This window comes from Brevibacillus sp. 7WMA2 (assembly GCF_010748895.1).
Taxonomy (GTDB): domain Bacteria; phylum Bacillota; class Bacilli; order Brevibacillales; family Brevibacillaceae; genus Brevibacillus_B; species Brevibacillus_B halotolerans.
Genome location: NZ_CP048799.1, coordinates 2260341 through 2281684, shown reverse-complemented (window position 1 = coordinate 2281684; position 21344 = coordinate 2260341). Strand labels below are relative to the sequence as shown.

Below are 21344 nucleotides of genomic sequence, written 5' to 3'. Positions count from 1 at the left end.
TCTCTTGCCTATAATTTGGAAAAAAACATAGATGCATCCTTTTTCTAGGTGCAATTTGGAAATGTTACAGCTTGAAATGAGCAGAATCAGTGGGTAAAATGAACTAGAGAATATGGTTCTTAAGATTTACTTCTGATTTTTATGAAACAGCGTCCGGCTTGAGGGAGGTATCAAATTGAGATATCGATATAGAGGAGCAGGTATCGGATTTCTGCTCGGTTGCTTATGGTGGTGGCTTGGCGCCGTTTCTCAGGTCTCTTTTCAATCTGTCTATGTTCCATTTTTTTTAGCAGTTCTTCAAGGTGCATGCGGCTTTTATTATGGAAAAAAGCTTGAGGACTATAAAAAACAGGCTCATCATGATTCACTAACAGGAGTTCTGGTTAATCGACAATTTTTTAAAATGATGGACAGGGAAATTCAAAAAGCAAAAATCCACGAATATTCAGTCACATTACTGGTTATTGATCTGGATCATTTTAAAAAATACAACGATGAGCATGGTCACTTGGAAGGTGATAGGCTCTTGAAGCGCTTTGCGGGATTTTTACGTGAAAATGTCAGGGAAAATGATCTAGTTGGACGGTGGGGAGGAGAGGAATTTGTGGTGCTACTTCCGCATACCTGCCTAGGGGAAGGGGTGGATGTAGGTCTGCGTTTACAGAATAAAATTAGACAGGAAGTAGGCGAAGTCACAGTTAGTATAGGGGTAGCTTCCTATCCCGATCATGCTGCTACAGCTACGGAGCTTACTGCCTATGCAGACCAAATTATGTACCAAGCTAAAAAACAACGTGATTGCTTATATAGTGGTCCAGTAGGCGGGGAGATAAAATTTTGGCATCGTGACACCAACCACATTCCACTTCATTAAACACATATACATGAATGCATGTAACAACGTACACAATAGAAAAGAGCTAAGATGAAGCCAGGATACCCCCTGGTTTTTTTGATGACGAAAAAAATGGGAGAGCATCTGATACAAATGACCTATGAATTTGGCAAGCAAACATTTTGTTAACAATTTGCGATCAAGCATCAAAGAATATCTAAATATTACCAGTAAATTAATGTATAAATTATAAATAAATACAAAATAAGTATGTTTTTGTTTAATTTTCATGGAGGGAATAAAGGATTTTTTTGCAAATAAATAAAAAATAAAAGTGCTAAAAACCCTGTCATCTAGCGGTTTATCAAATCTTATTAATATCTTTACAAAAACTTAACATAGTTTTGTCGAATTTTGACTATAAATCAATTTACGTAGAAAACCATGTTTTATATAATCGTAGAGGTGATAATTCTGAAGGAGTGAGATTTCTTCCATGATCAAATCTAACAAAACAACATTCTTCGATCTTTTTGAACAGCAAGCTGCGACTGTACATAAAGGTTCCCATCTCTTTTTTGAAATGGTTAGTAACTACCAAAATTTACAGGAGAAAGTAGCTGAAATTAAAGCAGTTGAAAAAGAAGGCGATGCTGTTGTTCGTCAAATAATGAACCAGTTGAACTCAACATTTATCACACCGTTGGAACGTGAGGATATTCACGCGTTGGCTCATACACTGGATTCCGTTATTGACTTGATTGATGGTACTGCAGAATGCATGTATCTCTACCAGGTAAAACAAGTAGACAAGCGTGTTCTAGCTCAAGCGAATATCCTACACCAGCTAACCTCTAAACTAATTGAATTGATTCGCACTCTACGTAAGCTGGATCATAACGTAGTAGAGGGTATCGCAAAGGATATTAAAGCACTTGAGCATGAATCAGATGCGAACTATCGCAAAATGGTTTCTGAGCTGTTAAATACACCAGGGCAAGACCCAATTGAAGCGATTAAGCTGAAAGAGATATATGAAAAACTGGAAGACTGTGCTGATTTTGCTGAGGACGTCTCTAATCTGGTTGAAGGGATTGTGCTGAAGAATGCTTAATCTGTCGCCAGAACTAATCATCCTCATTCTTGTGGTGATTATGGCTTTGGGCTTTGACTTTATCAACGGATTCCATGATACAGCCAATGCAATTGCAACCTCGGTGTCAACCCGTGCGTTAAGCCCACGTACGGCCATTCTCATGGCTGCGATCTTTAACTTGGTCGGTGCGCTTACTTATACAGGTGTTGCCAAAACGATTGGTAGCGATATTGCTAATCCATTTCAGCTAGAAAATGGTTTAGTGGTAGTTCTTGCTGCTTTGGTGGCTGCAATTCTTTGGAATCTGATTACTTGGTGGTTCGGCATTCCTAGCTCTTCCTCCCATGCATTAATCGGTGGAATTGCAGGTGCGGTGGTAGGAGCTGAAGGCTTTAGTGCGGTTAATTATGGTGGCTTTATCAAAATCATTCAAGGTTTAATTTTTTCTCCGCTCATTGCTTTTGTAGTTGGTTTTATTGTTATTAAACTTGTTTCCAAAATCGTCGCTAACATGCCTTATCACAAGACAAACAGAGGCTTCCGCTATTTACAGGTGCTGTCTGCTTCCTGGCAAGCATTTAGCCATGGTGCAAATGATGCACAGAAGACGATGGGAATCATTACTTTTGCAATGGTTTCAGGTGGTTTCGCTACAACAACAGATATCCCGCTATGGGTGAAGGTGTCAGCCGCTCTTGCCATGGCATTCGGAACCTCTGTTGGGGGATGGAGAATTATCAAAACGCTAGGTGGCAAGATTATGAAGATCAAGCCGATTTCAGGCTTTTCGGCTGATATATCCTCTGCGTTTATCATTACTCTATTTACGATTCTGAAATTGCCGGTTAGTACCACTCATGTTATTTCCTCCGCTATTATGGGGGTAGGTGCCTCACAGAAATTCTCTGCTGTTAAGTGGGGGGTTGCAGGACGTATCGTTTTCACATGGGTGATTACGCTTCCAACAGTAGCTCTCTTAGCTGCTGTCAGCTATCGTGTTCTTGATGTGTTTTTATAAAATGTAACAATAAGTAAGATTATAAGTTAAAAGCTAGGACACTCCTGTTAAGCGTTGCCAGAGAGTGGGCCTAGCTTTTATTTCTATTTTTTGGATGGAATGAAATGGAATATAACACAGATTTTTTTGACATAGCAAGATTCCAGCACTGTCAAAATCATAAAGCAGCCCTTCTTCTGTATGATGGGCGGGGAGCGTATTCGAAGCGTTGGCTAGCTGATAATGCACAATTACAACGTGATCTAAATATTCTTCTAACAGTTCACTAGTCATTTTTTCAGCCCTTCCTTATCAGAAATGCCAGTCGATTATGACTGTAAATCCAGTATGACCTGATTCTATTTTTTTTAAACGAGCAACAGCTTTCTGAAAATAACAAAAGCACCCGGCCCCTTTTACTGGGACAGAGTGCTTTATCTGTGGGTCTTGCTACATACTATCTTTTTGCTTGGAACCGATCTTTTTTTGTCTGCGATAGCAGTAAACTAGGACAATGAAGCCTGCTGCCATCAAAACAAGGCTCATTACTTGGGCGATGCGTAAAGGTCCGAGATACAAGGAGTCTGTACGCATTCCTTCAATAAAGAAACGGCCAAATGAATATAAAATCAGGTAACTGCCTAAAATTTGTCCATCAAATTTTTTGAACTGGTACAGCATCAATAATAAGAGAGCAAGGACAAGTATATTCCACAAGGATTCATACAAGAAAGTAGGATGGTAGTATTGACCTTGGATGAACATTTGTTCACGGATAAAGGCAGGGAAGTGAGACATGAATGCGGCAGAAGCTACATCCCCATGTGCTTCCTGATTCATAAAATTACCCCAACGACCGATGGCTTGACCCAAGATAACACTAGGCATCATAGCATCTGCTAATGTAAGGAAAGGCAGGTTGTATTTTTTTATATACAAAGCACCAGCGATGAATCCGCCAATGAGTCCTCCGTGGATTGCCAGACCACCATTCCAGACCTTAAAGATATCGAGCAAGTTCTCTTTATACGTGCTCCATTCAAAGGCTACGTAATAAAGACGAGCACAAACAATAGCGGCAGGAATAATCCAGACCACCATGTTTAAAATGTGATCGGGATCTATACCAGAGCGCTTGGCATTATAACGCGCGAGATATGTTCCTACTAAAAAAGCGGTCCCCATAATAAGTCCATACCAATGGACATCTAAGCTTCCGATGGAAAAGGCAATCGGATCATACAAAGTGAATCTCCTCCTCATGTTTACTCATGGGGAAAGTATAACATAGAATACACACGTATTTCCTCCTCCATTCTCACGAAAGCTGTTTTTCTATCAAGATAAGGATTGGAACAAAAAATTCGTCTATGTCTTAGCTTAATATATCTAAAATATGGTCTAGAGTAGATCGATTTTCTTGCTGTTGTAAAGGAAGAAATAGGTCTCCTTTTTGTTTGACCCGTTCAGGCATTGTGTGGATGGTAAAATCACTAGGATGTACACTCTCTATTTCCGACCAGCTTAGAGGAGCAGAGACTGTTGCTAGCTCCTTGGCTCTGGTTGTGTAGGGAGCGGGTAATGTTTTGCCGCGCCAATGCTGTAAGTAATCGAGATATAACTTCGTTCCTCGATTCTTCGTCAAACGTTCGATGGTTAATGTTTTCGGATATTTTTGCGTCAGATAGTTACAAATAAATTCTCCTATCTTTCGAGTTTGTTCGAAAGCATAGCCTGGCTGAATAGGAATATAAACTTGGATACCACTGGCCCCCGATGTTTTGGGATAGCTGTTGAGCTGTAGCTCATCCAGAATCTCTTTTAGATACAAACTAGCTTCTATTGCATCTCTAAAATCGGGAGTGGATGGATCAAGATCAAAAACCAACTCAGTAGGCCATTCCTCTTGATAGGTATGAAAAGCAATGTGCCATTCTAATACAGCCTGATTGGCCATCCAGATCAGTGTGGCAGTATCATTTAACAATGCATAGGTGATAGAGCCATCTACAGCACGTGGAATCCACTCTGGCGCATAATCTGGAAGATTTTTTTGGTAAAACGATTTATCCTCGACTCCATGCGGATAGCGAATCACAGTTAAAAATCGATCAGTTGTATAAGGGAGTAAATAAGGAGCCATTTGTATGAGATATTGTAAATAGATGAGTTTGGTTACGCTGGCTTTAGCCCAAAGAGGCTTATCGGGATTGGTGATAACTAGTTCTTTTCCTTCGATCTCTAAACGATACTCTTTCGTAGCAATCGCCAAGGAATAAACACCTCCTGCTATTCGGATGTGCCTTATTCTTCCCGATATTTCTGTATTTGCTTCACAGCATCCGCTTCTTTTTTGTCCAGATCATTTCCGTAAATATTACACATCAAATCGACATGACTGAGCTGGTACATCGACAAAGGCTTGAATACTTGGTTGTCGCAATGTTAAACCGCTTGTCCACTCAGCAAAATGCACTTTTACCGTTAGTTCAGGTGAAAGCCAACTGGCATCCTTATACCGATCCGGTCGATTCATGAAGGGCATCTCCTTTTGAAGGAGTGGCTTGATAACCTGTGTTAATGCTAACCAATCTGCGTTTGTCAGTTTTCCTGTACCAGCATGACCAATATAGTGTAAATGACCATCGGGTGTGTAGAGTCCTAATAGAAGCGAGTTAACCACCTGATCGCGAAATGTAACACCGCCTATAACAGCAATTAGATCACGGTAGTATTTTTTCTTTTGCCAACGCTTATCCTTTCCATTGATAAGGTAGCTACTTGTTAGATCTTTTAGAACAATGCCCTCTAATTGATGTTCTTGTACAACCTTATATAGTGCATGTCCGTCGGGATGACTGGTTACCAGCTGAATATGCTCAGAAGGCTTGATCCACTGCTTTAGAAGTTCCATTCGATCGCGTAGGGGAAGATGATTGACCCAGTCCCCATTAACAAATAAGATATCAAAGATCATATAAGTAATGGGAACCTGGGATTTTATATGAGATACCTTTTCAAGACGGCGAATTCCATCTCTACGCATTACTTCATGAAAGGATGGTTTTCCTGTAGAACCAAGGGAAATTACTTCACCGTCCAAAATAAGGGAAGTGGCTGAACTATACGTAGCTATATTTGTGATTTCAGGGTAGTGCCAGGTTCTTTCATTGCCTCTTCTGTTAAATAGCTGAACCTGTTGACCGTCAAAATAGGTTAAGATGCGAACACCGTCCCATTTAATCTGAGCTATCCATTCAGAGCCTTGAGGAATGCTTTCACAAATGGTTGGTTCAAATGGGATGATTGGGTTCATATGCCACCTCGTAACAATGGAATGATTGGATGTACAGATCGCTTTCTGAACAGATTTTATTGCTGCTGAACTTTTTCCTTCACATTTGCTTTATCATCGCAAATAAGGCTCGTTTTGTATTCTACGAGCTGGATGTCGCATCCTGGACCTAAGGTGATATGATTGCCACGGACAATGGTGGCTTTGGTGTCTTCTAAATAAATATCGTCACCTTCGATAATATGTGTAGTTAGACTGTTGGAAAAAAACGGGCGAAGCAGGGAAGGGAGGAAGGAGCCGCGTCGTTTTACTTCTATATGCTCCCCGCCTATTTCTTTTGCTCTGCATTCACCGCTTGGCTGAATATAAATTCGTCCCGCATTTAGTAATCCTTCTATTTGAAAGCAGCCATACGTCTGAAAGGACTCTGCTTCACAATCGCCAGCAATTTTAGTATAGCCACGTACTCTCATCTCTTCTGCATGGCAGGACCCATCAACCAAAATACTGCCATCAATGTTAATTTCCTGACCTTTAACCTGACCATTGATTTTTGTATTCCCACTAATTTTCAAGATTTGACTTTCTAAGCTTCCATGAACCGAGGAGTTGCCTCGAACGACAAAGGTTTCAGACTCAACATCTCCATCCACAGTAGCATGCCCCGCGCAAGAAAATTCCTTACATACAAGATCAGACGTGATTTTTGCACTACCAGCTATTTTGACAGAATGAAAAGTTCCTCCAGGTATTTTCATGGAACCATTGATTACGAGATCATCGGGTTCTTTTCTTGACATTTACAATTCCTCCTTGAGTATGTCCCATTTCTGCTTCAAATTTTCAAGTAAAACAGGAAGAGAAAGACGGGCAACAATTCGAGCATGCTCTTCCCAAAATAGTTCTTCAGGAGATGATGTGATTAAACAGATGGATACGCCCATTTTTCTAACAAGAATAAGTTCAGCCGTTTTCCCCTGTAAGGAAGCATAGTTAGCTGCATAGGTGCGCAGAACGGTTTTGGCTTCTTCTCGACTACACTCACCGCTGAGCAGTAATTGATCAACAGCATACAGAGACAAGACGATTTCAAAAGAGTATTCCTGCTGCTTGGCAAAGCATTCCTCATATAGCTCAAGTGAAGTTTGTGTAACAATGTTTCGAGAAAGGATCGTTTGTCTATTCATTGCATGATCTAAAGGAATAGGAGAGAACATATTTGCCAACTCATCTAGTGACAGATCATCCTTCAGACTTAGAATTTTGTTCACTCGATGCAGGATCTCCTGCTTAGGAAAAAAAGTCTCCTGCCCTGTAAAGGTTGACTTGCGAATAAACCAGTCCTCGGGAATTAAATTTTTACGTTTCCAGCGGTAAAGCTGGCCGTAGGAGATTCCGGTTTGCTCTAGCAATTGTTTTTTTGAAAGCAATTCCTGGTTAATTTGGGTGACCTCCTTTTGTAAGGATAGAAGTTTACTTTGTGCAAATGATCGTAACATAACAATGTTACGTTGTAAATGGATCAAAAGTGTATGTAAGTGCAAAAATAATTGCCGTAATTTATTTAGAATGATTATAATGTGGAGGAGAGGATGGTGATTTGTTTGAGCATTTTTGATTTTTCCGTACAAACAATGCATGAGGAAACGGTGTCATTAGAACGTTATAAAGGGAAGGTCTTACTTATTGTTAATACAGCTAGCAAATGTGGCTTTACACCGCAATATACAGATTTACAGAAGCTGTACGATCGTTACCGAGAGGATGGTTTAGAAATTTTAGGATTTCCTTGCAATCAATTTGAGCAACAAGAACCAGGAAATAACAAGGAAATTGCTCAGTTTTGCGAGTTGAATTATGGGGTGAAATTTCCGGTATTTGCGAAAACGGATGTAAAGGGAACGAATGCGAATCCGCTCTTTCGTTATCTATGTCAGGAAATTCCATTTGCTGGCTTTGATGAGTCACAGGCATCTGGGCGACTTTTACATATGTTTTTACAAGAAAAATTTCCTGAGACATTGATGGATGACTCTATAAAATGGAATTTCACAAAATTTTTAATGGATCGAGAAGGGAAGGTAGTGGGGCGTTTTGAGTCGCCTGTTGAGCCAATGGATTTAGAAGCTCCAATTAAGGATGTATTATAGACATACCAGCTATCCTAGAAAGTAAAAATGAAAAAGCTGAGAGCAACAAGCTGGGCCCTCAGCTTTTTCGTTATGATTTTGCATTCGGTGTCTGTGTTTTCTTTCGTCGCAAGGCTTTTGTTACACTGGTAGTGCTTGTATCAGGGGTTAGCTTAGTTGTAGCCGCAGTTGTAGATGCTTTGCTTTTCTTTTTGGGATTCTGAGCAATAGGCCGCGGCTCAGGATATCGTTCCACGATGTCACGATTCTCATTTGTTTCTTTTGTTGCCAGCTCTTGAGGGGCTTCAGCTTGAGCCAAGCTTTCCTTTAATGCCTGCATGAGATCAATGACATTAGCGCGTGGTGCGGAAGGCGCTGTTGCCACCTCTTTCCCTTCCAGTTTTTTCGTAATGAGCTCTTGTAAATGCTGTCGATACGTATCTTGGTATTGTTCAGGGTGGAAGGGACGAGACATGCTTTCGACTAATTGAATGGCCATAGCTAGCTCACTCTCGACTAGTGGCGCATCTGCTTGAGGGAGAGCTGGTACTTGAGCTAAGGAGCGTACCTCATCTGGATAGAAGATCGTTTCTAACACCATACCATTTTGATATATACGTAATACGGCCAGGCTTTCTTTATTACGCAAGGTGATTCTAGCAATTGCGATTTTACCGGTCTGCTGCAAAGCGACCCGTAAGAGGGAATAAGCCTTTTCCCCTGTTTCCTGTGGAGAGAGGTAGTAGCTTTTATCGAAGTAAATGGGATCAATTTCTGACAGTTGTACGAAATCGACAATTTCAATAGCCCGTTTCGTTTCGGGGGCGATTTTGTCCAAATCCTCGTCTTGAATCATAACAAAATTACCTTTTTCATATTCGTATCCTTTTATGATTTCATCGGAAGCTACTTCACGGTCACAGGTTGGGCAAACCTTGGAGTACCGAATGGGCGTGTGGCACTCCTTATGCAATTGACGAAAACGAATATCGCGGTCTTCTGTTGCTGTAAACATACGAACAGGGATATTCACTAAACCAAAACTAATGGAACCTTTCCAAACGGTGTGCATAAAAAACGCCTCCTTATAGAAGTAGTATCCACAAGGAGGCATAATGTATTGGCATGTAACTTTTGGGACGTCAACAATATTTATTGGTTATGCTTCTTGGCATCAAGAAGATCCGCTTCCGATTGCATATCGCGGGCACGCTCGATTCCAACACCAGTGCGATCCGCCTGCGATTGAGCTTTAGAGGCTTTAATCTTACGTTCTGATGGATTTTTAGCAGCCATGCTAGTTCTCTCCTTCTATTCTTTATGAATGGGGACGTTTACTAATATCTCTGTTTTGGACAAAAAAATACCTCACTTCTTCTTAAAAAGAGTGAGGCAGTCATTCAAGCTGTTTCCACGAGGGAAACCTGTCACCTTCATGCTCCTATCTACATGAGGTGTCAACTGAACTGACTTCAATTATGGGAGAGGAGAAACCGGAGGAAGAGCTTATGGGGAAACGTAAGTCTTCTCCGCGGTTGTCAGCGACACCATAGCATCGCTTGTAACACATTTTTACCAGCAAACTGGTAAGTTATACATCCTGATTTATATTTTTTATCGTTTGGATTGAAAATTTTACGTTTTTCCTTCCTATATGGTAGTATGAAAACTACTGTCTCACGAAAAAGTGTGACAACGGATATGTATACAAGTTAGGTGAAGAGAAAATGAGAGTGATTTCAGGAGAACATAGAGGTCGTTCGCTAGCTGCCGTGCCTGGTACAAGCACAAGGCCCACAACAGACAAAGTAAAGGAATCCATCTTTAACATGATCGGACCATATTTTGATGGGGAATGGGCGTTGGATCTATATGCAGGGACAGGAGGCTTAGGGATTGAAGCTCTTAGTCGGGGTGCTGCAAAGGCCATTTTTGTAGACAGTGACAACAAAGCTTTTAACACGGTCAAACAAAATCTTAAAACCTTGCGTTTGGATGAGCAGGCAGAGGTTTATAAAATCGATTCAGCACGTGCCCTTAAGGTGCTTTCTACTCGTGGGGTGCAATTTGATTTAGTATTTCTTGATCCTCCTTATGCAAAGCAAAAGCTTGAGCAAGAGATTGAACAACTCCAACAATTACATATGGTAGCCACTGATGCTTGGATTGTGACCGAGCATGATGCTAAGCTAACTTTACCTGAACAGATTGGAATGTGTGAGCAATATCGTTGCTCTACTTATGGAGATACGAGGGTTACTATTTATCGCTATATAGTGGAAGGAGATTCCTAGCATGAGAATAGCAGTTTGCCCAGGCAGTTTTGATCCGGTCACGTATGGGCATCTAGATATCATTAAGCGTGGAGCTAAAATTTTTGACAAGGTTATTGTGGCTGTACTGGTTAATTCAAATAAAAAGCCGTTATTTACATTAGAAGAGCGCATGGCATTATTACGTGAAGTAACAGCCGAGTATTCTAATGTAGAAGTAGATACCTTTAATGGCTTGTTGGTTGATTATATGCAAAGAAAAGAGGCTCGGGTCTTGTTAAAGGGCTTACGGGCAGTATCTGATTTTGAATATGAAATGCAGATGGCCTCTATTAATCGCAAGCTGGATGAGGAGATTGAAACACTGTTTGTCATGACAAATAATCAATATTCTTTCTTAAGCTCAAGCATCGTAAAGGAGCTTGCCAAGTATGATGCCAATGTAACTGATTTGGTACCCCCGATTGTAGAGCAATCGATGCGGTTAAAGTTTCAGGAATTACAGGGAAACAGCTAGGAATGGTTGCTAGCCGGCCTGTAGGGGAAGGCTTCAATAAATGGGTAAGGAACGCGGGTTTCTTACCCTTCCTTTATTTGTATACATATTAGGCCATTATTGCTTCCAAAGCTTGTGTAATAAAAAACAAATTAAAAATAAGACAATTGCAATACAAGCTGCAATGGTGCTCATTTGAGAAAAAATAAGCCACCACGATTTAGCCTGAAGTAAGTGCTCGCTAGGTAAAAATGCTGGGATGCTTGTATTTACATTTTGCGTGATGATCGTAAGTGGTTTCCAGAATACGATTGTTAGCACCGCTGCAAAAATAGCATGGATAGCCCGCCCGATGAGATAAGGCTTCACGCTAATATCCGTTTTGCTTAAAATGCTTGCAATTTGCGCATGGACGCTTAGACCGCCCCAGGATATGATGGCAGCGGTAATAGCTGCTTTGACCATCATCGAGATATTCTGAATTTCACTAGTATTTTGAGCACCCATTGTTACTTCAAATAACCCAGCTAAGCCAGCCTTACCCATCGCGTCTGTAAATCCAAACGGGCCCAGCAATAAAAAGAGAACCCGGTTTAAGAAGCTGGTAATGCCAACGGTTTGCATCATTTGAAGCAAGACCGAGAACATGATAATAAAGCCCCCGACCACCATTAGGGTTTGTAGTGCGGATTGCACGGCATCTCCCATTAGCTTGCCAAAAGGGCGATTATCACTGAGTCTGGCACGATGCATAGCTTGTAAGGCCCGGTAAAGTAAGGGATGCTGTGATTTTTCATAAATCGCTGTTATGGGGGAAACAGGGGAGTACATACGATAAAGCATGCCAAGCAGGATTGCAGCACCATAATGGGTAAAGGCGATTACATATCCGAGCTGTTCACTGTTAAAAAAACCAACGGCTACTGCACCGATAACAAAAAGTGGATCTCCCGTAGTAGCAAAGGTAACGAGCCTTTCCCCTTCAACTTTTGTAATGTGGCCTTTCTCTCGTAAACGTGTGGTTAGATTGGCTGCGACTGGATAGCCGGAAGAGAACCCCATTGTCAGCACGAACCCTCCTGTACCCGGGACATTGAAGAGAGGACGCATCAGTGGCTCCAGTAATACCCCGATAAAATGAACAACACCAACTCCCATCAGAACCTCCGATACAAATATAAAGGGGAGAAGAGCAGGAAAGACGACTTCCCACCAAATGTTTAAGCCGCGAACGGCAGCTTGAAAGGATGGCTCCGGATTAATAATAAGTACAAAAACCAAAAGGAGCGACAAAATCGCTAAACTAATTGTGAGATAAGGAGAACGATGCGACATATAACCCTCCCGGATGTAAGCGTTAGTACATGTCTACGTTGGAGAGGTACAAACTATTCATACTCTCTACTAGCTAAAAAATGAATGGAGAAGTGGGCTGTTTTCATATGATTGAGGGGAGGAGGCGTTTTTTATGACAGACAAGAAACGACCAACCATTGGTTTAGCACTTGGAGCGGGGGGTGCCCGTGGATTGGCTCATATCGGTATTCTAAAGGTACTTGAAGAGCATGATATTCCTGTTGATTTTATAGCAGGAAGCAGTATGGGGAGCTTGGTAGGGGCCTTTTATGCAAATGGAATTCGACCAGACATGATGGAGAAATTGGCAATAAATTTAAAGCGCAAGCACTGGTTAGATTTAGTGGTCCCTCATATGGGATTGGTAGCCGGTCAAAAGATAAAAGAAATCATCCGCTTATTAACACATGGCAAAAATATTGAAGAACTACAAATTCCCTTAGCAATTGTAGCAACTGATATAGAGACGGGAGAACGAGTTGTTTTTACAGAGGGACCTGTAGATATCGCTGTGCGTTCCAGTATTGCTATGCCAGGAATTTTTGTGCCAGAGCAGGTAAATGGCAGAATGCTGGTGGATGGAGGTGTAATTGATCGAGTGCCGATAACCGTTGCGAAAGAAATGGGGGCTGATCTAGTCCTGGCCATTGATGTAGCGAATTTTGACACCAGAATGAAAGTGTCAAGCATCTTTGATGTGATTGCTCAAACGATAGATGTAATGGAACGTGAAATTTTGCGCCATAGGATGCTATCAGCAGATTTAGTGATCCGTCCTGAGGTAGGTCACATCGGCAGCTTGTCTTTTACACAAATAGAATCAATTGTCGAATTAGGAGAGATAGCGGCTCGAAAGCATATTGATCAAATTAAAGAGATGATAAAGAATTGGGAGGAAACAGATGCAAAACGAAAATCAATCGAACGAGGGCTTAAGACGAACTAATAAACGGAATGTAGCCGTCCTGGTAGCTATGATCATTATGATTCTTATGGTCATTAGTACTTATATACCTATGCCTTATTATGTACAGCGTGCTGGGACGGCTAAAGAGCTTTCGCCTATGATTACCGTAGAAGGCGGCGTAAAGGATGAGAAGGGTACATTTATGCTGACCACTGTACGCATGTCCCGAGCAACACCTTTAACGTATCTATACGCACAATTTTCTAAGGATGCTGATCTCATTTCCGATAAATTTATTACAGCGCAGGGTGAAAGCGATGAGGAGTATGCAAAACGGGAGCTGTTGGTGATGCAGCGATCGCAGCAGGTTGCAGAAGCGGTCGCCCTGAAAAAAGCTGGCTATCCAGTCAAAATGGAGGATCAAGGAGTCTTAGTCTTGTCGGTAATGGATGGCTTTCCAGCTAAAAACGTGTTGAAGGTGGGAGATGTCATTACCTCGCTGAACAACAAGCCGGTTAAAAATAAGAATGATCTATTCCTCTTATTGGAAGGTAAGAAGGCGGGCGATGCTATCCAACTACAATTTAAACGGGATGGAAAACAAGAACAGGCGGAATTGATTCTGGCGCAATTACCGGAAAATAATGGAGCAACGTCCCATCGAGCTGGGTTTGGGATTACACCGCAGGATCAAAAGCGCATCCTATTTGATAAGAAAATTACGATTGCCGCTAATAATATTGGTGGACCGTCCGCAGGCTTAATGTTTACCTTGGAAATCTATAATCAATTGCGCCCAGAAATCGATATCACGCGTGGCTATCGTATTGCTGGAACGGGTGAAATGAATTCCGATGGTACGGTAGGAAGGATCGGTGGCATCAATCACAAGGTTATCGCCGCTGATGCCGCAGGAGCAGAAATTTTCTTTGCGCCAAACGATACAAGCGGCGATAAATCAAACTATGAAGTAGCGGTGGAAACGGCGAAACGTATTCATACCTCTATGCGGATTGTTCCAGTAAAAACGGTAGATGATGCACTACAATACCTTCAGCACCTAAAGCCAAAGGGAACAGAGTAAAAGAAACGACCTCTCTTACTCAGGTGTGATTTGTAAAGGAATCCGGCGATATTCTTCCAAAAAGGGCTGCTCGATTTGAGTCGAATGAGCCAAACGGTACAAAGCATTTGAGCGAATATCAACATCAAGCATAGGGTGCAATCCATCCCTTACATTTGTGTAGAGGGGGATTGCACTTTTTTGTTTAGCCTGCTGAAGTAATGCTCTTCCCTTCTGGCTGAACCCAAGTACACGGGCGTATGAGGCGCCATGGCGGAGGTTGAAAGCAGATATCTGGTCTTTTTTTACATCGAGTAGCACGTTAAGCAACATACGTTGAATGCGATTTTGCGTATATCGTTTACTTTTAGCAGAGGTGATCATCTGTGCAACGGTTTTTGATCGCCGTACCGATTCAAGGAGCCGATATTCCATTCCTTCTTCTATTTCATGATACGTAGCAAGCTCTTGTGCAGTGAGCTGTAACAGACGATGGAATAGAGGATGAGCGAAATTTTCCCACGTCATAGGACAAAGCCCAGAAAGCCATTCACGTTGCAACACTTCTACAGTAGCTCTCGGTACGTATCCGGCGACTGCTGCTATCTTTTGTTGTTGCTCTGTCAATATTTTTCGCAAAGCGGTAGCGCTTGCTATCTGCTCGTCTGTGATTGTTTCTTGATGATAGCCTGCTTTTTGACGTTGGATGGTGACAGGTACAATTTTGCTGTTTAACCTAGCCAGTGATAGGAGATAGTTAAAACCGAGTATATTATTTGGTTGATCGAGAGCTGCGCCGTGAATGCCGTGATCGGTGAGGTACGTGTGAGCCGCTTCAGCGTATGCCTTAGGATACGGAAGACCATCGCGTAACCCTGCTTTTAGTAAATGAGAAAATTCAGGTGCTTCATGCGCGAGTAGCTGTGCCGCTTGTTTCATCCAGCTAATGTCTCCGCACTCCGAACCAAAGCATAGCGTATCAACTACTCCGATGCGATCTAACAGCGAGACCGCACCGTGGGCAAACAACTCAGCGTTCGAGGTGGCAAAGAGTGTAGGGAGTTCAATTACCAAATCAACACCTAAACGCAGAGCCATTTCCGTGCGAGCCCATTTCGAGACGATGGCAGGTTCACCCCGTTGTAAAAAGTTGCCGCTCATGACGGCGACACAGGCATCAGCGCCTGTCATTTTTTTCGCTAATGCAAAATGAAGCTTGTGTCCATTGTGCAAAGGGTTGTATTCTACTATAAGGCCCACTGATTTCATTTGTAAAAATTACATCCTTTCTACCAGAACCTATCTGTACTGGTAGTGTAGACAAGTTCATTTGTTCTGGCAAATTCTATTTGCAGCCGATAAGGTGTCAAGGAAAATAGGTTGACAAAGATGTAGGCAAAAGCTATAATCATCTTTGTTGTGCATGAGGTGATAACATGAATATTAAACTAATAGAATTGCACCACAGAAAAGGAGAACCACTTCCTTTTCAAACAAACTTGGATTCCCAGGATTTAAAGAAGCGTCATCAAGAGATTCGAGACTTATCTCCTGTTACTGTTACAGGAGAGGCTATGGAGCTCGGTGGCTTAATCTATATCAAGGGAGAAATACAAGCAGAAGCTAAGTTCGTTTGTGCGCGTTGCTTGACACCGTACACGGAACAGCTTTCGATTCCTTTTTCTGAAACCTTTGCGCCGAATACATCCGATATCGAATTTGATGAGGATAGCGATATTCATCAGGTGACTGGCGAAGAGATCGAGTTGGACCCGTTCCTGGAAGAAGACTTCTTGTTGTCAATTTCAGCATTCCCATTGTGCTCCAAGGATTGTCAGGGACTGTGCGCGAGTTGCGGAATTAACCGCAATGAACAGTCATGCAATTGTTCCACAGAACGTATTGATCCGCGTTTAGAAGCCCTAAAGAAATTCTTCATTCAAGCAGAAGAATAAGCTTGTTTTCAAGATGAAGCGCTTCTCTTTGGATGAATTGCTTCATTTTTGAACGGGTTGGTCAATTCCTGTGAATTAGCCCTAACCCACATACATCGGTTCCACAGATAACCATTTCACTTACGGCTTTATGCCTTGAGTTTCTATATGGGGAACCTTCAGACATTTTGACTTCGAAGGAGGTGTAAGGAAGATGGCAGTACCTCAACGTAGAACTTCCAAAACTCGTAAAAGATTGCGTCGTACGCACTTCAAATTAGAGATTCCAGGTATGGTTAAATGCGATAACTGCGGCGAACACAAACTAGCTCACCGCGTATGCGCAAGCTGCGGAACTTACAAAGGTAAGAAAGTGGTTCAATAAGTAAGAGGCAAGGTGAGGTGATCACCTTGCTTTTTTTCTATTCAAACGAGGGAATCTAACGGATTAAGTTATTTTTATGAATAGGGTTGTAAAAATAGCCTCCCTCCCGTATACTAATTTAGTACCTGGTATTAAAAACAACTCGTAAGCATAGATAGAAAAAGCTAAGGGGGGTGCCGAAAATCGCTCGCATAGCTAAGAGAGATCGTCAAAGACAGCTCGTGGATAGTCTAGAACGAAATCCATTCGCTACGGATGAAGATTTGGCCGCGATGTTTGATGTTAGCATCCAAACAATACGGCTGGATCGTTTAGAGCTAGGCATACCGGAATTACGTGAACGGATTAAATCTGTTGCAGAGAAAAGTTTGGATCCAGTCAAATCACTAGGAATTGAAGAGGTGATTGGCGAAGTAATAGATCTGCAACTGGATGATTATGGAATTTCTGTCTTAGAAATAACAGAGGAGTATGTGTTTACTCGAACACAGATTGCTCGTGGGCATTATATCTTTGCTCAAGCAAACTCCCTGGCGGTTGCTGTTATCGACGCGGATGTTGCTTTAACGGCTACAGCCCGCATGCGTTTTATTCGGCCTGTGAAGCAAGGCGAGAAGCTGGTTGCTAAGGCTGTGGTTCGTTCTACGGAAGGGGACGAAAGCAAGGTGCGCGTCGAAACGAAGGTTCAAGGGGAAAATGTGTTTACTGCTACGTTTAGAGTTTTTCGTATCCGTGAGTAGTAAGGTCAGGAAAAAACAGGAGGGAATTGTACTTGCGTATTTCACTTGATGCCATGGGGGGCGACCATGCACCCCGCAGTGCCGTAGAAGGCGCTTTGGAGGCTATCGCTGTTGAACCCTCCTTACAAATTGTTTTAGTTGGGGATGAATCAGCTATTGGCAGCTATCTGCCTACACCCCGTCCATCTAATATTGAGATTTTACATACAACAGAAAAAATAGCAACAGATGAAGAACCGGTCAAAGCTGTGCGCCGTAAAAAAGATTCTTCTTTAGTAAAAGCAGTAGAACTAGCGCGTCAAGAGGAAGTAGAGGCGGTCATTTCTGCTGGTAACACCGGAGCATTGATGACAGCAGGCTTATTGATTACGGGACGCATGAAGGGAATTGAACGTCCGGCTCTAGCTGCGATGATTCCCAAAATCAAGGGTGGCGTTACATTGGTGCTTGACGTTGGCGCCAATATGGATGCGAAACCCCAGCACCTCGTGCAATATGCTATTATGGGTAGCCTATATGTAGAAAAAGTGTTAGGCATAAAAAAGCCACGCGTTGGTCTACTAAATGTCGGTACAGAAGAAGCAAAAGGGAATGAACTGGCTAAAAGCACCTTTCCCTTGCTAAAGGAGAGTCCGGTCCATTTTATTGGGAACGTAGAAGCGCGAGATTTACTAGAGGATGCTTGCGACGTACTAGTATGTGAGGGCTTCTCTGGCAACATTTTATTGAAAAATACAGAGGGAACGGCTTTAGCTATTTTCTCTCAGTTGAAGCGTGAGCTTACCTCAACCTTCATGAATAAACTGGCTGCTGCCATTTTAAAGCCAAGTCTAAAACGTTTTGCTAACCGCATGGACTATGCAGAGTACGGTGGTGCTCCGATGCTTGGATTGAAACGACCTGTCTTTAAGGCGCATGGTTCATCCGATGCAAAAGCATTTAAAAATGCCCTGCTAGCAGCGGCGCGTTTTTGCAAGTCTGATGTCAATCAGCTCATCTTAAAGGAGCTACAGATCGATCATAGCGGAAAAGGGGAAAAAGAATGAATGGATTACGTCCTGTAGGAATCCTGGCAACAGGCTCCTATACACCTGATAAAGTGTTAAGTAATGCCGATTTGGAAAAGATGGTGGAAACCTCTGACGAATGGATTACCTCTCGTACAGGGATTCGTGAACGTCGAATTTGTGCGGAAGATCAAGCTTCTTCAGACCTAGCCTATGAAGCTGCCGTGAGAGCGCTGAACAAGGCAAACATCAGTGCTGAAGACATTGACATGATTATTGTGGCAACAGTAACTCCAGACCATTCCTTTCCATCTACATCATGCATATTACAAGAAAGATTGGGTGCTAAGAAAGCCTCGGCTATCGACCTTTCCGCAGCATGCACGGGATTCATTTACGGGGTGACGACTGCTACACAATTTATCGCGAACGGCATGTATCGTTATGTGCTGGTTATCGGGGTAGAGTCATTATCCAAAATCACAAACTATGAAGATCGTAATACATGCGTACTGTTTGGTGACGGTGCAGGAGCGGCTGTTCTTGGTCCTGTTCCAGAGGGAATGGGCTTTAAAGCCTTTGATCTAGGTGCGGATGGATCAGGTGCTAAGTTGCTATCTCTCCCAGGTGGCGGTTCTCGTTACCCAGTTACAAAAGAAACCGTAGAGAACAAAATGCACTATTTGACCATGACTGGCAATGAGGTTTTTAAATTTGCTGTACGAGTCATGAACAGTGCAACTGACACCGTGTTAACAAAAGCAGGACTAGAAAAGGAAGCAATCGATCTCTTGGTACCACATCAAGCAAATTTACGTATCATTGATTCGGCTGTGAAACGTTTTGGTTTGTCAGAGGATAAAGTGGTAATTAACTTAGATCGCTATGGAAATATGTCGTCTGCCTCTATTCCCGTTGCGTTGGATGAAGCTATCCAAGCGGGAAGAGTTAAAGAAGGAGACAATGTTATTCTCGTTGGCTTTGGTGGCGGCTTGACTTGGGGAGCAGCACTGCTCACATGGTGCACACGTGAGCAAAACGGCGAATAATACGAAGTACACAGGGATTGGAGTCGAATGGATTTGAATAAACTAGCATTTGTTTTTCCAGGACAAGGCTCTCAGTTTGTTGGAATGGGAGCGCAGTTATGTGAAGAATCATCAGCGGCAAAAGCGATTTTTAGTCAGGCGGATGAAGCACTAGGTTTCTCGCTTTCACATCTTTGCTACGAAGGACCTGAAGAGGAGCTGCGTTTGACAGTAAATACGCAGCCAGCTATTTTGACCATGAGCGTTGCTGTTCTTAAGGTTTTACAAGAAAAATGCCCTGATCTGAAGCCAGATTTCGTGGCAGGACACAGTTTGGGCGAATATTCTGCATTGGTAGCCGCAGGAGCAATCAGCTTTACCGATGCTGTGAGAACCGTGCGTGCACGTGGACAATATATGGAACAAGCAGTGCCTGCTGGTCAAGGGGCTATGGCGGCCGTTCTTAATATGGATCGCCAAAAGTTGCGAGGCATATGTGAACAAGTTACCGAAGCCGGATACCCTGTTCAGCTTGCAAATATGAATTGCCCAGGGCAAATTGTCATTTCAGGTAGTGCTGAAGGTGTAGAGAAAGCGGGAGTACTGGCAAAAGAAGCGGGCGCTAAGCGCGTCATGCCACTAAATGTTAGCGGACCTTTCCATTCTTCCTTGATGCAACCAGCGGCTGAGCTTTTACAGGCTGTTTTAGCAGATATCGAAATAAACGATGCCAATGTACCAGTAGTGACGAATGTTGCAGCACGTCCTGTGACGAATTCTAGCGAAATTGCTACGAGCTTGGTTGAACAGGTATCTTCTCCTGTTCTTTGGGAGGATTCAGTTGCTTGGATGATCGAGCAAGGCGTCACTACGTTTATTGAGATCGGTCCCGGAAAAGTATTAGCTGGTTTGGTGAAAAAAATTGCACCAAAAGAAGCCAACATAAAAATCTTTAGCCTGCAAGACATGGATTCACTTACTGAATTCGTTGGAGGAGGAGAAGCATGTTAATGTTAGAAGGTAAAGTAGCTTTGATTACAGGGGCTTCTCGTGGTATCGGTCGTGCCATCGCACTAAAATATGCGGAAGCTGGCGCCAATATTATCGTTAATTATTCAGGAAACGAAGCGAAAGCTCAGGAAACAGTAGCTGAGATCGAAAAATTGGGTCGTGAAGCAATTATGATCCGCGCCAATGTAGGAAATACAGAAGAAGCGGAGAATATGGTAAAAGCAGCGCTAGAGCGCTTTGGAAAAATTGATATTCTCGTAAATAACGCAGGAATTACTAGGGATAATCTCTTAATGCGCATGAAAGAGTCAGAATGGGATGAGGTTATCAACGTCAATTTAAAAGGCGTATTTAATATGACAAAAGCGTTGACTCGTCCAATGATGAAACAGCGCAGCGGAAGCATTATCAATATTACATCGGTTGTAGGTGTATTAGGTAACGCAGGACAGGCTAACTATGTGGCTGCCAAGGCTGGAGTCATTGGTTTAACCAAAACCACTGCTCGTGAACTCGCTTCCAGAAACATTAAGGTAAATGCGATTGCTCCGGGATTTGTTGACACTGATATGACAGATGTTCTACCGGAAGACGTTAAGAGTGGAATTTTAGCACAGATTCCATTTAACCGTCTTGGATCGGCTGACGAAATTTCTAGTGTGGCACTTTTCCTAGCATCTGATGCCTCAAGCTACATGACAGGACAAACCTTACATGTAGACGGCGGTATGTATATGTAAACTGGTTTTTACAAGAGACATCCCGTATAATACGTGAGAGGGGGTGAAGTAA

At 42.5% G+C, this 21344-nt stretch carries 25 protein-coding genes; 15 read left to right on the top strand and 10 right to left on the bottom strand.

The window, feature by feature from the left end:
* Positions 1–175 precede the first annotated feature (175 nt).
* The 3 genes from GOP56_RS08950 (at position 176) to GOP56_RS08940 (ending at position 2949) form a co-directional block, all read left to right on the top strand.
* A complete protein-coding gene (locus tag GOP56_RS08950; RefSeq protein WP_163245397.1) occupies positions 176–874 on the top strand; it encodes a GGDEF domain-containing protein in 699 nt (232 codons plus the stop codon).
* Between the two features lie 457 nt (positions 875–1331).
* Positions 1332–1949, top strand: coding sequence for a DUF47 domain-containing protein (locus GOP56_RS08945; RefSeq protein WP_003336841.1), 618 nt, complete (start codon positions 1332–1334; stop codon positions 1947–1949).
* On the top strand, positions 1942–2949 hold the full coding sequence (locus GOP56_RS08940) for an inorganic phosphate transporter (protein ID WP_003336842.1): 1008 nt from the start codon (positions 1942–1944) through the stop codon (positions 2947–2949). The genes GOP56_RS08945 and GOP56_RS08940 overlap by 8 nt, the downstream gene beginning before the upstream one ends.
* Positions 2950–2982: 33 nt before the next feature.
* On the opposite strand, the gene GOP56_RS08935 is transcribed toward GOP56_RS08940, so the two are convergent.
* From GOP56_RS08935 to GOP56_RS08910, 6 genes are all read right to left on the bottom strand, one after another.
* Positions 2983–3222, bottom strand: a complete 240-nt coding sequence (locus GOP56_RS08935) for a hypothetical protein (RefSeq protein ID WP_101668710.1) — start codon at positions 3220–3222, stop codon at positions 2983–2985.
* 156 nt (positions 3223–3378) lie between these two features.
* Positions 3379–4173 carry a prolipoprotein diacylglyceryl transferase gene (gene lgt, locus GOP56_RS08930; protein WP_003341474.1) on the bottom strand — a complete coding sequence of 265 codons (795 nt, stop codon included), beginning with the start codon at positions 4171–4173 and terminating at the stop codon, positions 3379–3381.
* 130 nt (positions 4174–4303) lie between these two features.
* Complete coding sequence (ligD, locus tag GOP56_RS08925) at positions 4304–5200, bottom strand: non-homologous end-joining DNA ligase (RefSeq protein ID WP_163245396.1); 897 nt, start codon at positions 5198–5200, stop codon at positions 4304–4306.
* A 105-nt stretch (positions 5201–5305) separates the two neighbouring features.
* Positions 5306–6244, bottom strand: a complete 939-nt coding sequence (locus GOP56_RS08920; protein WP_163245395.1) for an ATP-dependent DNA ligase — start codon at positions 6242–6244, stop codon at positions 5306–5308.
* Positions 6245–6300: 56 nt separating this feature from the next.
* Positions 6301–7023 carry a polymer-forming cytoskeletal protein gene (locus GOP56_RS08915; protein WP_163245394.1) on the bottom strand — a complete coding sequence of 241 codons (723 nt, stop codon included), beginning with the start codon at positions 7021–7023 and terminating at the stop codon, positions 6301–6303.
* Entirely contained in the window at positions 7024–7653 is a 630-nt protein-coding gene (locus GOP56_RS08910; RefSeq protein ID WP_121474757.1) for a YhbD family protein, read from the bottom strand.
* Positions 7654–7827: 174 nt separating this feature from the next.
* On the opposite strand from GOP56_RS08910, the gene GOP56_RS08905 reads away from it, so the two are divergent.
* Positions 7828–8373 (top strand): glutathione peroxidase, encoded by a 546-nt coding sequence (locus GOP56_RS08905; RefSeq protein ID WP_163245393.1) that lies wholly within the window; start codon positions 7828–7830, stop codon positions 8371–8373.
* Between the two features lie 70 nt (positions 8374–8443).
* On the opposite strand, the gene GOP56_RS08900 is transcribed toward GOP56_RS08905, so the two are convergent.
* Together GOP56_RS08900 and GOP56_RS23350 are read right to left on the bottom strand one after the other, a co-directional pair.
* Positions 8444–9424, bottom strand: a complete 981-nt coding sequence (locus tag GOP56_RS08900) for a non-homologous end joining protein Ku (protein WP_003336851.1) — start codon at positions 9422–9424, stop codon at positions 8444–8446.
* Positions 9425–9504: 80 nt separating this feature from the next.
* Complete coding sequence (locus GOP56_RS23350) at positions 9505–9648, bottom strand: hypothetical protein (protein ID WP_003336852.1); 144 nt, start codon at positions 9646–9648, stop codon at positions 9505–9507.
* Between the two features lie 431 nt (positions 9649–10079).
* Here GOP56_RS23350 and rsmD point away from each other — a divergent pair, with 431 nt between their 5' ends.
* A complete protein-coding gene (gene rsmD, locus GOP56_RS08895; protein ID WP_163245392.1) occupies positions 10080–10646 on the top strand; it encodes a 16S rRNA (guanine(966)-N(2))-methyltransferase RsmD in 567 nt (188 codons plus the stop codon).
* Between the two features lies 1 nt (position 10647).
* Entirely contained in the window at positions 10648–11142 is a 495-nt protein-coding gene (gene coaD, locus GOP56_RS08890) for a pantetheine-phosphate adenylyltransferase (RefSeq protein ID WP_003336854.1), read from the top strand.
* 96 nt (positions 11143–11238) lie between these two features.
* On the opposite strand, the gene ylbJ is transcribed toward coaD, so the two are convergent.
* Positions 11239–12456, bottom strand: coding sequence for a sporulation integral membrane protein YlbJ (ylbJ, locus tag GOP56_RS08885; RefSeq protein WP_003336855.1), 1218 nt, complete (start codon positions 12454–12456; stop codon positions 11239–11241).
* Positions 12457–12589: 133 nt separating this feature from the next.
* Here ylbJ and GOP56_RS08880 point away from each other — a divergent pair, with 133 nt between their 5' ends.
* Complete coding sequence (locus tag GOP56_RS08880; RefSeq protein ID WP_068791695.1) at positions 12590–13423, top strand: patatin-like phospholipase family protein; 834 nt, start codon at positions 12590–12592, stop codon at positions 13421–13423.
* Positions 13380–14468 carry a SepM family pheromone-processing serine protease gene (locus tag GOP56_RS08875; RefSeq protein WP_022584373.1) on the top strand — a complete coding sequence of 363 codons (1089 nt, stop codon included), beginning with the start codon at positions 13380–13382 and terminating at the stop codon, positions 14466–14468. Before GOP56_RS08880 ends, GOP56_RS08875 begins: the two co-directional genes overlap by 44 nt.
* Before the next feature lie 15 nt (positions 14469–14483).
* On the opposite strand, the gene GOP56_RS08870 is transcribed toward GOP56_RS08875, so the two are convergent.
* Positions 14484–15716: a nucleotidyltransferase gene (locus GOP56_RS08870; RefSeq protein ID WP_003341453.1), complete on the bottom strand. Its 1233-nt coding sequence runs from the start codon at positions 15714–15716 to the stop codon at positions 14484–14486.
* Positions 15717–15883: 167 nt separating this feature from the next.
* Between GOP56_RS08870 and GOP56_RS08865 the strand changes: the two genes are divergently transcribed.
* The 7 genes from GOP56_RS08865 (at position 15884) to fabG (ending at position 21292) form a co-directional block, all read left to right on the top strand.
* Positions 15884–16402: a YceD family protein gene (locus GOP56_RS08865; protein WP_003336859.1), complete on the top strand. Its 519-nt coding sequence runs from the start codon at positions 15884–15886 to the stop codon at positions 16400–16402.
* 193 nt (positions 16403–16595) lie between these two features.
* The gene (gene rpmF, locus GOP56_RS08860; RefSeq protein WP_018670782.1) at positions 16596–16766 is read left to right on the top strand and encodes a 50S ribosomal protein L32; all 171 of its coding nucleotides are present in this window, start codon (positions 16596–16598) and stop codon (positions 16764–16766) included.
* Between the two features lie 173 nt (positions 16767–16939).
* The gene (gene fapR, locus GOP56_RS08855; protein ID WP_003336860.1) at positions 16940–17506 is read left to right on the top strand and encodes a transcription factor FapR; all 567 of its coding nucleotides are present in this window, start codon (positions 16940–16942) and stop codon (positions 17504–17506) included.
* Between the two features lie 32 nt (positions 17507–17538).
* Entirely contained in the window at positions 17539–18552 is a 1014-nt protein-coding gene (plsX, locus tag GOP56_RS08850; protein ID WP_003336861.1) for a phosphate acyltransferase PlsX, read from the top strand.
* Positions 18549–19562, top strand: a complete 1014-nt coding sequence (locus GOP56_RS08845) for a beta-ketoacyl-ACP synthase III (protein ID WP_003336862.1) — start codon at positions 18549–18551, stop codon at positions 19560–19562. Before plsX ends, GOP56_RS08845 begins: the two co-directional genes overlap by 4 nt.
* Positions 19563–19595: 33 nt before the next feature.
* Entirely contained in the window at positions 19596–20552 is a 957-nt protein-coding gene (gene fabD, locus GOP56_RS08840; RefSeq protein ID WP_174250713.1) for an ACP S-malonyltransferase, read from the top strand.
* A complete protein-coding gene (gene fabG, locus GOP56_RS08835; RefSeq protein WP_174250712.1) occupies positions 20552–21292 on the top strand; it encodes a 3-oxoacyl-[acyl-carrier-protein] reductase in 741 nt (246 codons plus the stop codon). Before fabD ends, fabG begins: the two co-directional genes overlap by 1 nt.
* Positions 21293–21344 lie beyond the last annotated feature (52 nt).